15 protein-coding genes are annotated in these 14200 nt (G+C 32.5%); 1 reads left to right on the top strand and 14 read right to left on the bottom strand.

Annotation, left to right across the window (positions count from 1 at the left end; translation table 11 throughout):
- Position 1 precedes the first annotated feature (1 nt).
- The 8 genes from citD to Ctaglu_RS14565 all read right to left on the bottom strand — a co-directional run bounded on the left by citD (position 2) and on the right by Ctaglu_RS14565 (position 7490).
- Entirely contained in the window at positions 2-265 is a 264-nt protein-coding gene (gene citD, locus Ctaglu_RS14600) for a citrate lyase acyl carrier protein (RefSeq protein ID WP_125002944.1), read from the bottom strand.
- A 31-nt stretch (positions 266-296) separates the two neighbouring features.
- Complete coding sequence (locus Ctaglu_RS14595; protein ID WP_125002942.1) at positions 297-854, bottom strand: Fe-S-containing hydro-lyase; 558 nt, start codon at positions 852-854, stop codon at positions 297-299.
- Between the two features lie 24 nt (positions 855-878).
- A complete protein-coding gene (locus tag Ctaglu_RS14590; protein WP_125002940.1) occupies positions 879-1721 on the bottom strand; it encodes a fumarate hydratase in 843 nt (280 codons plus the stop codon).
- Positions 1722-1825: 104 nt separating this feature from the next.
- Positions 1826-3067, bottom strand: coding sequence for a methylaspartate ammonia-lyase (locus Ctaglu_RS14585; RefSeq protein WP_125002938.1), 1242 nt, complete (start codon positions 3065-3067; stop codon positions 1826-1828).
- A gap of 47 nt (positions 3068-3114) precedes the next feature.
- Positions 3115-4572 (bottom strand): methylaspartate mutase subunit E, encoded by a 1458-nt coding sequence (locus Ctaglu_RS14580; RefSeq protein WP_125002936.1) that lies wholly within the window; start codon positions 4570-4572, stop codon positions 3115-3117.
- An 18-nt stretch (positions 4573-4590) separates the two neighbouring features.
- Positions 4591-5985, bottom strand: coding sequence for a methylaspartate mutase accessory protein GlmL (glmL, locus tag Ctaglu_RS14575; protein WP_125002934.1), 1395 nt, complete (start codon positions 5983-5985; stop codon positions 4591-4593).
- A gap of 60 nt (positions 5986-6045) precedes the next feature.
- Positions 6046-6459, bottom strand: coding sequence for a methylaspartate mutase subunit S (gene glmS, locus Ctaglu_RS14570; protein ID WP_125002932.1), 414 nt, complete (start codon positions 6457-6459; stop codon positions 6046-6048).
- A 32-nt stretch (positions 6460-6491) separates the two neighbouring features.
- Entirely contained in the window at positions 6492-7490 is a 999-nt protein-coding gene (locus Ctaglu_RS14565) for a GntR family transcriptional regulator (protein ID WP_233439798.1), read from the bottom strand.
- Positions 7491-7723: 233 nt separating this feature from the next.
- Here Ctaglu_RS14565 and Ctaglu_RS14560 point away from each other — a divergent pair, with 233 nt between their 5' ends.
- Positions 7724-8503, top strand: coding sequence for a DUF3048 domain-containing protein (locus Ctaglu_RS14560; protein ID WP_185732720.1), 780 nt, complete (start codon positions 7724-7726; stop codon positions 8501-8503).
- 217 nt (positions 8504-8720) lie between these two features.
- On the opposite strand, the gene cwlD is transcribed toward Ctaglu_RS14560, so the two are convergent.
- From cwlD to Ctaglu_RS14530, 6 genes are all read right to left on the bottom strand, one after another.
- Positions 8721-9389 carry an N-acetylmuramoyl-L-alanine amidase CwlD gene (gene cwlD, locus Ctaglu_RS14555; protein WP_125003026.1) on the bottom strand — a complete coding sequence of 223 codons (669 nt, stop codon included), beginning with the start codon at positions 9387-9389 and terminating at the stop codon, positions 8721-8723.
- A gap of 194 nt (positions 9390-9583) precedes the next feature.
- Entirely contained in the window at positions 9584-11200 is a 1617-nt protein-coding gene (locus Ctaglu_RS14550; RefSeq protein ID WP_125002926.1) for a Na/Pi cotransporter family protein, read from the bottom strand.
- Between the two features lie 349 nt (positions 11201-11549).
- Positions 11550-11942: a 30S ribosomal protein S9 gene (gene rpsI / locus Ctaglu_RS14545; protein WP_125002924.1), complete on the bottom strand. Its 393-nt coding sequence runs from the start codon at positions 11940-11942 to the stop codon at positions 11550-11552.
- Between the two features lie 24 nt (positions 11943-11966).
- Positions 11967-12401 (bottom strand): 50S ribosomal protein L13, encoded by a 435-nt coding sequence (gene rplM / locus Ctaglu_RS14540; protein WP_125002922.1) that lies wholly within the window; start codon positions 12399-12401, stop codon positions 11967-11969.
- A 164-nt stretch (positions 12402-12565) separates the two neighbouring features.
- On the bottom strand, positions 12566-13300 hold the full coding sequence (truA, locus tag Ctaglu_RS14535) for a tRNA pseudouridine(38-40) synthase TruA (RefSeq protein WP_125002920.1): 735 nt from the start codon (positions 13298-13300) through the stop codon (positions 12566-12568).
- 31 nt (positions 13301-13331) lie between these two features.
- Entirely contained in the window at positions 13332-14132 is an 801-nt protein-coding gene (locus Ctaglu_RS14530; protein WP_125002918.1) for an energy-coupling factor transporter transmembrane component T family protein, read from the bottom strand.
- Between the last annotated feature and the right edge of the window lie 68 nt (positions 14133-14200).

The following is a 14200-nucleotide window of genomic DNA, read 5'->3' as shown; positions in this document are numbered from 1 at the left end:
CTTATTGCGCTCTTTTTGTAGCAGTTTCTATTCTCGCTTTTATTGTATAGTTTAATGCACCCTTATCTTGAGCACTTACTATTACATTTTTAACTTCTAATTCCACAAGAGTATCCAGTATTACTTTTTCTATTTCTTCTCCAAATTGTTTCATAACAATACTTTGAAGATTTATTTCAATACCGCCCTTAGGGTTTGGCATAATCATTACATATATATCGTTAGATTCCATTGTTCCCGCTTTGGCGGGTTTATTTATTTCCATGGTATCACCTCACACAAACTTTAAGTTAATTTTATTTTACACTTTCTAAATAAGCGTTTTGTCCTTGTTTATATAGATTGTTACCTTTACTATCTATTACTACAACTATAGGTAAATCCTCTACTTCAAGTCTTCTTATAGCTTCAGATCCTAAATCCTCATAGGTTACTATTTCTGCACTTTTCACACATTTGCCTATTAGAGCTCCTGCTCCACCAATGGCTGCAAAATATACAGCACCATTTTTAATCATAGAGTCTACAACCTCTTGCGATCTGAGCCCTTTACCTATCATTCCTTTTAATCCTTTTTCTAAAAGCTTTGGAGCGTACGCATCCATTCTATAGCTCGTAGTTGGTCCTGCTGATCCAAGTGCCATTCCTGGCTTTGCTGGAGTTGGTCCAACATAATATATAACTGCATCTTTAACATCTATTGGAAGCTTCTCTCCCGTATCTATAAGGTCCACTAGTCTTTTATGCGCCGCATCCCTAGCTGTATATATTACACCAGATAATAACACACTGTCTCCTGCTTTTAAATCTTTAACCACATCTTTTGTAAGTGGCGTAGTTATTCTTTTCTCCATAAAATTCTCCTCCCTTTATCATTATTAAAGCTCTGCACTGGCATGTCTTGCAGCATGACAGTTTATATTTACTGCCACTGGTAGACCTGCTATATGAGTTGGATAAGTTTCAATATTAACAGCTAAGGCTGTAGTTCTTCCACCAAATCCTTGTGGTCCTATGCCTAGCTTATTTATTTCCTGCGTAAGCTCTTTTTCCAGATCTGCATAAAAAGGATTTGAATTTTCCTGATCAGTTGGTCTAACTGCTGCTCTTTTAGCAAGGTTCGTTGCTTTATCAAAAGTTCCACCTATACCTACTCCTACAACTATTGGTGGGCATGGGTTAGGACCAGCTTCTTTTACTACTTTTAAAATAAATTCCTTAACCCCTTGGAGTCCATCTGAAGGTTTTAACATTTTAATCTGACTCATATTTTCTGAACCAAAGCCCTTTGGAGCTACAGTTATTTTCAATTTATCTCCTGGGACTATATCATAATATATAACTGCTGGAGTGTTATCTTTTGTATTTACTCTGTTAATTGCATCTTCAACTACTGACTTTCTTAAAAAGCCCTCTTCATATCCTGCTGCTACGCCCTTATTAATAGCTTCTTCGAGACTTCCACCTACTATGTGAACCTCTTGGCCAATCTCTATAAATACACAAGTCATACCTGTATCTTGACACATTGGCATTTTTTCATTTTTAGCTATATCCGCATTTATTAAAATCTTATCTAAAATACCTTTAGCAATATCCCAAGTTTCTTTTTCTCTAGCTTTTTTTAATTGATTTCTTATATCATCAGAAAGATAGTAATTAGAATCTATACATAAATTTTTTATAGTTTTTGTTATTTCAGCTACACTTATTTCTTTCATTTTATCCTCCTTTTAATCCTCTTCTGGAAAGCTGTAATATTTAAATATGGGAAAAGGCAGTTTACGCAAACCGCCTCTATAAGTTATCTTCCCAAATTAATTGTTTATTTTTTTCTATTAACTAGAGCTACAACTCTATTCATTTCATTATTAACTATCATATACCCTTCATCTACACCCATACCTGGTTTTGCGAGGCACTGATCTGCTCCACAACCCATAGCTATGTTTGTGCACACTTCTGCAGATCTGTTAGTTTCATTACATGTTCCACCACAGTATGCTCCACGTCCTTGTTTTTTGCAGTATAGTATAGCTTCAATTATATTATTAACTCCACCTAAGTCTGGTGTTTTTATTTGAAGCATGTGTCCTGATTTATTATCTGCAAATAATACTACGTCTTCATAAGTGTTACACCATTCGTCTGCAACAAGTTCTACATTAATTTTTCTGTTATCTAGTTCTGTTGTTAAATCTCTTAATGCTTCCATTTGTCTTTCTCTATGCTCAACATCCATTGGTCCTTCAATTCTCAAATGGAATGGCTTTGCAGCTTCTTCTAGAGTTGCTATATAATCTGCCATAGCTTTTGTATCATTATTAAACGCAACTCCTATTGTTCCATATACATCAATGTGGAATATTGGATTATAGTTTTTATCAGTTCTTAATTTTAATACTCTAGCACTTAACCACTCCACATAAGCAAGTAATTTTTCACCCTTAAGTCCTAATTTTTCTTCTACGTTATTTATTAGTGCATGAGGCATTACGTCTGCGCCTTTAATTATCATTTTATCTGAGCTATTATATCTATCATCGCCTGATTGTGTAAAAATAGCAATTCTCTTAATATCTACGCCAGTTTTGTATTCATCGCGTACAATTTCAGCCATAGTTACTTTTTTAGCTTTTGCTACAGCATCTAGAATAGCTTGTGTTATTCCATATCTTATTGCTGTATGAAGTCTTTTACCGTTAACTAACATGTGGTCAAACTCTTCTGCCAGTGTTTTAAAGTTTTCTAAACTTCTACCTATTAGTTTTGGTGCTATTTCTTTTTCTATAATTGGTATAAAATCTTTTGATAGGAATAATGGATCACGTCCGCCTGCTCCTGAATATTGTACTGCTGCACAATCTCCATAAGCTACCTGACCATCTTCTAGTATAATCATTACTGATATTGATTCTCCTGCTTGCCTTATAGATGTAAATCCTTCTGTTACTGGCTCACCTACATATGTAAAACCGTCATGTGCTGCACCTTTTTTTATAGCTCTTTGGTCATCAAAGTAAAATCCTGTTCTTCCTGTTGAACATAATACATCAATAATTTTCATAATATACACCTATCCTTCTATAATTTTTTAATGCGATTTAACAGTATTTATTTTTTCTCTGGTCTTCCTATAAGTACACCTTTTCCTACTGCGAATATATCATCTATTGTCATTTGGAAACTTACATCTCTATTTTCAAATTTCGCTCTATCTTGAAGTTTTTTCATATTAAAATTTATTAATTCCTGTGTAAATGGAATATTACCAAATTTTAAATATCTTATTGCTCCATTATTATCTCTTGCAGGCATCATTTTACCAGCATTAAATTTACTTGGTGCAAATGGAACATCAATGATTCCCATAGCAAATCCTTTAACTGATCCTATAGCAAGGTCTCCTTTTCCAATTTCATATATCTTATCTATCATGCACTTTGTTTCAGCTTTTATTACTTCTATTTCTGTTTTTAATTCCTGAGACATAGGTAACCTTTGTCCTCTTAATAAGTTTAAAGTCATCTTTGTAGCCTTTATGCCCTGAGCATTGGCTTCTTTAGTAGGAATCCCTATAGCTTCATGAGTGGTTTTAACTATTACTTTTGTTGCTCCTGCAAGTGCAGCTGTGGCAGCGCCTGTAGATATAACGCCAAAAGCTTTTGCTTCATCTGCCGGGAATCCTCCCATCCATTGATGTAAAACTGTTGTTAAGTATATATCTTTATAGCCACTCGCTTTTAAATATTCGTCGCATTGCTCTTCTAAAGCTCTTATAGCTGCTACGTCCTGTATTAAATTTCCGCACTGACCATATCCAACTGTAAGGTTTTTAACTCCTTGTTCTGCTGCAAGTAGTGCTTCTATTATTGCAATTGCATTTGATGTACTAGGTGGAACTAAGGTTCCTGTTAATGGTCCAAAAGGTTCTCTATTTATTGAAACTCCTTGCTCCTCATAAAAGCCAACAAGTCTATCACAATACTGCCAATCTAGAATTGTTTTTCCCAGCGTTGCATTTTTAGCATATGGAATATTATAGGAAATACCGCCACCTTCATTTGAAGTCCAACCTGAAGCATGTGTTATTTCAGCAAGAAGCCTTCCATCTGGAGTACCATGTCTTGATTCTAATGGGTTATTTATTGCTTCAAAAACTTGTCTGCAGCCTTTGACTCCATGATTAACGCCTGGAAATCCGTTTAGAAGAGATCTTCCTTCACTCATACTTTCCTTAATTCCTATTTCACATTCATCATATCTATTTTGTCTTGTATAACTATCTATTGTTGATGGTAGTAAATCTGCTCCACCTTCTGTCTCTAAAAAGTTTAGGAGTTCGATATGCTTATCAATTAGTGCAACACCTGCTCTTGGTTGTGCAAGGGTTATACCTTCTTCTTTAGCTTTAATTAATTTTTTCGCAAAGTTTTTGTGATCAGGAATTTTTTTATTGTATTCTATAGCTTCTTCTAAATCTACATCTTTTCCTGTTGGCCATTGACTTAACACTTCTTTTCTAACCTCAAAGAACTCTTCATTAGTCCATTTTTTATTTCTTAATTCCACTAAAATTCCCCCTAATAATTATACTTGCACTAAATATTTTTTCATAATTCTAACAGCTTTGTCTGGATAATCCTTCGCTAATAGTCCCATAGCTGATAATATATAAGTTTTATCAAGCAAATAAGCTGCATGACGTGGCTTTAAATACGTTGGATCTTCTTTATTAAAAGCCCCTGATTTTAAAATATCTTGTGGTTTTTCGCTGTGTATTAATACCCCACCTGTACCTATGATATACTTTACTTCCATAAGGTCTTTTCCTATTTGAGTATACATAGCGCCCATAGGTGTTAGTGTGTGTTCAATAGTACCTACATGCCTCTCCATAGATAGCTCAGTAGCTACTTTGGCCATAGCCTCATCAAAATCTATTTCTTCCTTAGTTTCCGGAACCATCTTTATATGCTCTATTCTATATTTACAATTTGCATCAATATCAATTTTTCTTTCCGTGTCCCCTAGATATTTCCTCAGTTTTCTGCTACCAGCTGCTTCTCTTAGTGAAATTGCAGAATATCTCATACCAAGGTCACCCTCAACAGTTCTTTTAGCAAATGGTTCCTCAAGGCCTCTTACTGTAACTCCCGCTTTTGTAGGTTCTCCATCTGCTATAGAATGTACGTCTGTAGTTGCTCCACCAATATCTATAATTATTAAATCTCCTAGTCCGCTTTCTTCATCACTGCCTTCGCTTAATATCCTTGCAGCCTTTAGAACTGCTGCCGGTGTTGGCATTAAGATACCTTTTACTAACTCTTCTGCATTGCTAAGCCCTTTGGCATCAATTATTTTTTCCATAAATACTTTTCTAATTTCTTCACGAGCAGGCTCTACATTTAGTTTACTTAACTGTGGCATCACATTACTTGTAATTGTAAAATACATTTTAGCCTTTGTGAATATTTCTCTTATTTCATCACTTGCTACTTTATTTCCAGCTACTACTATTGGTAATTTAACTCCATTTTCAGCTAACATTTTTGCATTGTGAATTACGCAATCCTTGTTACCACCATCAGTCCCACCTGCAAGAAGTATTATATCTAAGTCTGAATTTTTAATTTCTTCAATTTCAGTAAGGGTTAATTCATAGCTATATACTTTAAGTACCCTAGCTCCAGCTCCGAGAGCCGCTCTTTTGGCAGCTTCTGCAGTTAAATCTGGCACTAGGCCAATAGCTATCATTTTGAGACCTCCTGCTGCTGATGAGCATGCTAACTTATTAATAAAATTAACATTTTTGTCTTTTAGTATTCCTTCTATTTTCGAATAAGCTTTGTCATAGCCTATCATTATATTATCTTCAATTGTGGTTATGTCTTTCGCTGTAGCAATTATTTCTTCTTTTTCTATATCTACAACAGTTAGTTTAGTGTATGTACTTCCAAAATCTACAAGTAAATATGCATCCACTTATATCACTCCTATTGATTTTATAATATCCCTACCTATTCTAGAATAGGCGTATCTATTTTAGAATAGACCTAATGCTTCTTTTAAATCATGTATTGTTGTTTCTAGAGATGTTCCTGGTGGATATACCTTGTTAAATCCCATTGCCGTAAATCTACGGTGGACGTCATCCCAATTTTGTTTTCCTACAACTATGTTTCCACCTACAAATAGCAATATGTCATTTAACCCTGCTTCATCACATTTTTCTCTGATGCCTCTGCAATCGATTTCTCCATGGCCGTATAGTGAAGATACTATTATTACATCTGCATTAGTTTCAACAGCTGCATTGATAAAATCTTCTTGTGGAGAAAGAACTCCTATGTTTATAACATTAAACCCAGCTTCCGTTAGTGCATAATCTAAAATTTTATTGCCAACAGCATGACAATCTGACCCTATTACCCCTAGAATTAAAGTCTTTTTCTCCATTTTAAAAGCCTCCTAAATAATTTTTTATAATATTATTTTTTGAACTTTATTTCAATAATCTTTGACCTAAGCGCTTTTACTGAGCCATCATCTAGACTATATAGAAATTCGATTATTTCCTTATCGCTTACATTTGCACTTTTAACATCTTTATATCTACCTGGAGATACTATCATAACATCTGATTTTCGAATTATATCCACAAGTTCATCATCATCATTAGTATTGGAATATGTTATATCAACTTCAGATAACCCTGCCTTTTCCAAAGCTCCATTAATTTTAAATATAAATTCTTCAGAAATACATACAAACCCGAATTTTGTATTTAAAGGATATCTTGCAATTTTAACTATAGGTTCTAGATTAGGAGTTATAGCAACTCCTAAAATCTCTTTATTAAGATCAGCAGTTAGATTAGTCACTTCATTAATATGATTAAAAGTTGTTATTATAAACTCAGCCATTTCAATCTTTTCTTTAGTATCCTTGTCCATCTTTAGTAAATCGTTTATAGTCAAAGATATTACATTCATATTACTATTTTTACTAAGTTGACTACTAAACATTTTAGCTTGTTCTATATTGCACTCAACGTATATTGCTTCAATTTTATTCATTATCTGTCTTTTTTCATTTACTCTTTGATTTACTATGTCTAAAAATTCCTCTGGTTTCATTCCAATTTCCAGAGCTTCTTCTAGTCCTAAATCAACGAATTTCATTATCTTATTTTTGATACTTAGGCTTTCCCAAGATATAGATTCTTCAACTACAAAAGTTCCTTTCCCTTGATAGGATTTTAATGCCCCATCTTGTTCCAAGTCATTATATGCAGTGCTTACAGTATTCCTACTTACATTTATTCTCTGAGATAATTCTCTTTCTGTTGGCAATTTTGTCCCAACCTTGAGAGATCCTTTTTTTATTTCATCCATGATTTGATTTTTAACTTGAATATAAAGGGGTACTCCATTTTTTTTGTTTATTTCGATGTTAATAAAAATCCCTCCCAAAGCATATTGGATCAATGGACTAATCCACTACCATGATTATGATACCATGTGGACTAGTCCATTTCAATGATTGTATTATTACCATTTAGTGTTATTTTTAGTGTTATAGCTTATTTAAACCCTATTATCTACCTTAGCCTTACGTTTAATACTATTTTTAATAAACTTGATAAGGGTTTCATGTTTGTGGTTATATTTTCTAAATAATATTATTAAAATAGTATATATGAATGCTAAGGGGGACCCTTATGGTAAAGAAACATTTTTCTATTGTTATATATCTATTAATTTCAATTTTGATATTAATTCTTTCAATATTTATTTATAGGATTATTACACATATTTCTTATGTTCATGTAAATAATGAAATAGCCACCTCAAAATATACTGGTGAAAGAATAAATAATTCATATTCTAAAAAATCTTCAAAAATTGCTACTTATATTAATACTAGTAAGGGTGGTCCACTTATAGGCCTTAGTAGTGCAGATGTGGTTCTTGAGTTCCTTAGTAAGTCCTCTGGCATAACTTATAAAGCTATCTTCAATCAAGATGTAGCTAAAAATATTGGTGGAACCGTTAGCCTAAAAGACTACTCTAATTCCTATCTACCAAAATTTAATTTTTCTAATAATATTGCAATAGCAGGCATCAATAGTAGGAACGCAACAAATATTTTTATAACTTTCAATGAAGGTTCATCCTCAAATTTTTTATATCAAAATGGAGAATACTATCATTACAGAGGTCTAAATATTGACAAAGACAATATTTCTCCTGTAAAGTTTTCTAATGTTATTGTACAATTTATCCATGGTACCATTATAAGCGATGAAACCTTAACTTCATCTGAAAATCAAGGCACTGGATTGTTGTTTTGCGCCGGAGTGGCTCAAGATATTAAATGGAGCAGAAAAAAAAGTTCTCCCATAAAAATTAATGATAAAGAAGGTAGGGAAGTTTCACTAATGCCTGGACCTACCTGGTGGATTTTCATTGATAAAGACTGCTCTGTAGCCTACGATTAATGATTAAATCATCATCTTCGATACTATTAAGTCATCACCTGCGGTGCTGTAATATTAATAACTTCACAATGTAAGTGGTCCCCACTTATATAAGTGGGAGACTTTCCTTCTGAAATGTCGTTAAATATAAATTGGCACTATCATAAAAGTCCAATTCAATCAAAAAGACATATTACTAAAATAATATGTCTTTTTGCCTTAGATATTATTATAATTATTACTCTTTGTACGTACTATTATAAAACTCCCCTATAGATTTGCTTATGGACTCTGCAATTTTTTGTTGATATTCATCCGACTTTAATTTTTGTTCTTCTTCATAATTTGATAAAAATCCGCATTCTACTATAACACTTGGCATAGTGTCATTCTCCCTTAATATCCTATAAGCATTTTTAGCAGGCTTCTGGACTCTCTTATTACTAGGATCTAAATCTATTCTAAGGTTTTTCTGAGTTACAGCAGCTAAAATAGAACTCTCCTTATAATTCGAGTACCATACTTGCGCTCCATAGTATTTACTCTCCGTAAAATAATTTAAATGAATACTAATAAGCATATCACAATTACTAGATTTCTTTAAATTACATCTTTTTTTCAAATCTTCAGTGTAACTTTCTCTTATAGTTCCACTTCTTGAATAAAGTCCTGTGTCCTCTTCTCTTGTCATAACTACCTGATAGCCTAACTTTTGTAATTTTTCTTTAAGCTTTATTGCTATGCTTAAATTAATATTTTTTTCTAGAGTGCCATTTTTAGAACTTGTTCCACCATCCATTCCCCCATGACCTGCATCAATGAGTATTTTTTTACCCCCTACTTGCAATTTTTCATTATTCATAGTTTGTTTGACAAAGCTTAAATTTACTACCATAAAGCTTACCATTGCTACAACGATTACTATTACAATAGATATTGATTTATTATTTCTGTATTTCAATGCACCCACCCTCTTATTTATTCCTACCGTTAATTTTATTCACCTTGTAGCATATTTAGTATTATTTCTATAGCTCTTCGCGCCATGACGCAAAAAAACACCCACCAAAAATTCTAGCGGTTGCTTTTCCTTTTCTATGTTTATTTATTTATTACTACTTCGGCAATATTTGTTGAATGATCTCCGATTCTCTCAAAATTACTAATCATATCTAAAAACATAGTTCCAACTGTAGCGCCACAAATCCCATTATTTAATCTTCTTATATGGGATAACCTTAGTTCCTTTTCTAAGCTATCAATTCTATTTTCTATTACCATTATAGATTCCGCTTTTAGAATATCATTATTTTCAAAACTCTCAATACTAATCTCTAAAGCATAGACTATGTATTTATACATTCCATCTAACTCCTGCATAGCATCCTTAGAAAAATCCAAATTCTTTTGGATCTTTTCACTAGTTATATCTACCAGGTTTTCAGCATGATCTCCAATACGCTCTATATCATTTACTACATTGAACATAGAAGTTACTATTTTAGTTTGTTGTTCTGATAATTCTGTTGAGGAAAGCTTTACTAAATAGGATGTAATTTCGTGTTCAAGTAAATTTATTAATTTTTCATTTTCATAAACAGTTTTTATACTACTTTCATTATTGTTAATAAAACATTCCATGGCAAGTTGTACATTTGCTTTTGCAAGGTTTGCCATTCTAACAACCTCTTTCGTAGCTTGCCCAACTGCAATTACCGGTGTCTCTAATAGTCTGTCATCTATATACTTAACATCCATGGTTAGAACTTCATCTTCTCCTGGTATTATTTTATTAACAAGTAAAACCAGATATTTTATAAATGGAACCATAATTATTGTATTTGATATATTAAATATAGTATGGGCATTTGCAATTTGTCTTTTTATATCTCCAGCTCCATCTGGCGATATACTTTGTACGAACATTATCAGTGGGTTTATTAATGGAATAAAAATTAAGGTACCAAATATGTTAAAGAATAAATGTATTAATGCTGCTTTTTTTGCTGTTTTAGAGGTTCCTATACTTGATAATAAAGCGGTTATACATGTACCTATATTATTACCAAATAAAATTGGAACTGCTACTCCCAGAGGTAATGCTCCAGTAGATGCTAAGGCCACTAAAATACCAGTGGACGCAGATGAACTTTGAATTACTGCAGTCATAAGTGCGCCGGTTAAAATCCCTAAGAGAGTATTTCCTTCTAATTTCATTATTAAAGTTGCAAAAGCTGGAGACTGCGCTAGTGGAGACATAGTATCCTTCATTAACTCCATTCCTAGAAAAAGAATACCAAAGCCTAATATAATATTCCCTATTTCTCTACCTTTTTTACCTTTTGAAAATATTATTGTTAAAGAACCTATTCCTAAAAACATTGGTATTATATTATCAAGTTTAAATGCAATTAATTGTGCAGTTACAGTAGTTCCAATATTAGCTCCCATGATTACTGCTGCTGCCTGATATAAGTTCATAAGGCCTGCATTAACGAACCCTACTACCATTACTGTAGTAGCGCTACTGCTTTGAATAACTGCTGTTATTGCAGCTCCTGTTGCTACTCCTTTAATCGGATTAGATGTTATTTTTTCAAATATCTTTTTAAGTTTTTCACCAGAAGTATTTGCAAGCCCATCCCCCATCATCTTCATTCCATACAAGAATAGCCCTAGCCCTCCAAAAAGCCCTATAACCATATTTATAACATTCATAAAAACCCTCCATATTTAAACTTATCATAAGTATTTTAATCATTCATGTAAATAATACTATAACTTAAACTATATGTTATGTAATCTTCACTACATTTAACATAAACTTTAATATTATTAACATAAACATAACATAAGGAGGATTTACTTTTTCACTATACTAATATATTTAATTTTATACCAGTTTTCCCTTGCTAATAACTTTGCAAAGTCTTATATAGAATAAAATATCCCTAGGACCAAGTGTAAGTGTTATCCACAATCATTTGCCCAAGCTATTTCTTATATAATAAAAAAAAGGAATACACACTTATTAATAAGTGTATATTCCCTCTTGTAAACAAAAATATTATCTCTTTGAGAACTGAGATGCTTTTCTTGCTTTTTTAAGACCGTATTTCTTTCTTTCTTTCATTCTTGGATCTCTTGTTAAAAATCCTGCTTTTTTAAGTTCTGGTCTTAAAGTTTCATCAGCTTTAAGTAGTGATCTTGAAATACCATGTCTTATTGCACCGGCTTGACCTGTATATCCGCCACCGTGTACATTAACCAATATATCGAATTTATCTTTAGTTCCAGTTAACACTAATGGTTGGTTAACTATAAGCATTAAAGTTTCTAATCCGAAATAATTTTCTATGGCTCTTTTATTTATAACAATTTTACCTTCTCCAGGTATAAGTCTAACTCTTGCAACTGATTTCTTTCTTCTTCCTGTTCCTATATATTGAACTTTTGCCATTATATTTACTCCCTCCTAACCTGATTAGTATTTAAGCACTAATGTTTCTGGATTCTGTGCTTGATTCTTATGTTCTGGTCCTCTGTAAACAGTCATTTTTTTAGCTGTTTGACGACCTAATGGTCCCTTTGGAAGCATTCTTCTTACTGCTTCTTCAAAAATAAACTCAGGTTTTTTAGCTAATGCTATTCTATATGGAACTTCTTTTAATCCACCTGGATAAAAAGAGTGATGTCTTAACATTTTTTGGTCTAATTTCTTACCAGTTAAAACGATCTTATCAGCGTTTATTACAATTACAAAATCACCTGTATCAACGTGTGGTGTAAATGTTGGTTTATGTTTTCCTCTTAATATTGAAGCTATTTGACTCGCTGCTCTTCCTAAAACTTTTCCTTCTACGTCGACAACGAACCATTTTCTTTCTACTTCTGCTGGTTTTGCTAAGTATGATTTCATTATTTTCCCTCCCTGAACTTTTAACAATTGAATTTCTATGCTAAAGATCCGGGGCTAGTGGATCTTATACACGATAGTTTATACAAACATTAATAATTATAATACATTCTACCGGGTGTGTCAATGACTTTACACAGGATATTGCAATCTTTAATGTTTTTTATTTAATAAAAAACTTCTTCCAAGCATAATCCACCGGGTGGAACGGATTTTCCAGCCTTTGCTCTTTCTTTTGACAGAATTATATCTTTTATTTCATTAGGTTTAATCTTACCTTCTCCAACACGAACTAGTGCTCCTACTATTATTCTAACCATATTATAAAGAAAGCCATCCGCAGCAATATATATTTTTATGATATCTTCATTCTTTATGATATCTAGTCTTGTAATAGTTCTTACAGAAGTTTTTACGGAGCTACCTAAATTTTTAAATGCAGAAAAGTCATGGGTACCCATAAAATACTTTGAAGCTTCTTTCATAGCTTCTACATCTAATATTCTTTTGTGATGATATATGTAATTGCGCCCTACAGCAACAGCCTCATACCTATTAAGTATAGTGTAACTATACATCTTCCCTGTACAATTATACCTTGAATGGAACTCACAGGGAACCTCAAAGCAATGCAAAATTACAATATCTAATGGGAGTTTACTATTAATAGCTCCTGTGAACTTTTCCACAGATATTTTACTATTAGTATAAAAGTTACCTGTATACCCTTTTGCATGAACTCCAGTATCTGTTCTACTAGACCCTGTAATTTGAGTTTTTTCACCTGTAATCTTTTCAATAGCTGTCTCTATTTTTTCTTGAATAGTCATTACATTCTTTTGTCTCTGCCATCCTGCATAGTTCGTTCCATCATATTCTACTAAAAGCTTTATATTTCTCACTGCTTCACATCCTTTTCACTCTACACGAAGATTATGTTCTGCTAACAATAGTAATAACAAATAGCAGTGTAAAAGCAAAGCTTGCAATATAGTCTTTTTTTGTTATATGTAATTGTTTCATTCTAGTTCTTCCTTCTCCACCTTTATAGCATCTTGATTCCATAGCCATTGCCAGTTCATCAGCTCGTCTAAAAGAACTTATAAACAGTGGTACTAAAATAGGTATTAAACTTTTAGCTCTACTTATCAAATTCCCAGACTCAAAATCTGCACCTCTTGCCATTTGTGCTTTCATTATTTTGTCAGTCTCATCCATAAGCGTAGGTATGAATCTTAATGCAATAGTCATCATCATTGCAAGTTCATGAGCTGGTACTCCTATCCTTTTAAAAGGCCTTAGAAGGCTTTCTATACCATCAGTTAACTCTATTGGAGAAGTTGTTAGTGTTAGTATTGATGTTCCCATAATTAAAAACACTAACCTAATTATCATAAAGGCTGCAATTGTTAAACCTTCTTTATATACACTTATAAAACCCCAGTGAAAAATTGCTGGTTCTTTTCCGGTAGTCATGAAAATGTTTAATATTGCTGTAATAAGTAATAATACTAAAATTGGCTTTAATCCACTGTAAATATACTTAAAAGACAAATTAGCTATTAGTATTGTGATTAAAATAAATATAACTACAAATAAATAGCCTTTAAAATTATTCACTAAAAATAGATCAACAATAAATAGTAGAGATATTAATATCTTTAATCTTGGATCTAATTTATGTACAAAAGACTCCCCTGGTATATATTGACCTATTGTAATATCTTTGATCATACAAATTCCTCCAATGTGTTGCAAGAATCACACATTACTGTTTTATATAAAAAATCTTATTAGATAAA

It is taken from the genome of Clostridium tagluense (genome assembly GCF_003865095.1).
In the GTDB taxonomy this organism is placed as follows: Bacteria; Bacillota; Clostridia; order Clostridiales; family Clostridiaceae; genus Clostridium_AD; species Clostridium_AD tagluense.
This window is presented reverse-complemented; position numbering and strand designations above follow the sequence as displayed.

Bases quoted from the DNA above. Each gene is read 5' to 3' on its own strand.
- glmS (WP_125002932.1), bottom strand. From the start codon at position 6,459: ATGGAGAAAAAGACTTTAATTCTAGGGGTAATAGGGTCAGATTGTCAT.
- Ctaglu_RS14550 (WP_125002926.1), bottom strand. From the start codon at position 11,200: ATGAATGTTATAAATATGGTTATAGGGCTTTTTGGAGGGCTAGGGCTA.
- Ctaglu_RS14560 (WP_185732720.1), top strand. From the start codon at position 7,724: ATGGTAAAGAAACATTTTTCTATTGTTATATATCTATTAATTTCAATT.
- rpsI (WP_125002924.1), bottom strand. From the start codon at position 11,942: ATGGCAAAAGTTCAATATATAGGAACAGGAAGAAGAAAGAAATCAGTT.
- cwlD (WP_125003026.1), bottom strand. From the start codon at position 9,389: ATGGTAAGCTTTATGGTAGTAAATTTAAGCTTTGTCAAACAAACTATG.
- Ctaglu_RS14590 (WP_125002940.1), bottom strand. From the start codon at position 1,721: ATGAAAGAAATAAGTGTAGCTGAAATAACAAAAACTATAAAAAATTTA.
- rplM (WP_125002922.1), bottom strand. From the start codon at position 12,401: ATGAAATCATACTTAGCAAAACCAGCAGAAGTAGAAAGAAAATGGTTC.
- citD (WP_125002944.1), bottom strand. From the start codon at position 265: ATGGAAATAAATAAACCCGCCAAAGCGGGAACAATGGAATCTAACGAT.
- Ctaglu_RS14585 (WP_125002938.1), bottom strand. From the start codon at position 3,067: ATGAAAATTATTGATGTATTATGTTCAACAGGAAGAACAGGATTTTAC.
- Ctaglu_RS14530 (WP_125002918.1), bottom strand. From the start codon at position 14,132: ATGATCAAAGATATTACAATAGGTCAATATATACCAGGGGAGTCTTTT.
- Ctaglu_RS14595 (WP_125002942.1), bottom strand. From the start codon at position 854: ATGGAGAAAAGAATAACTACGCCACTTACAAAAGATGTGGTTAAAGAT.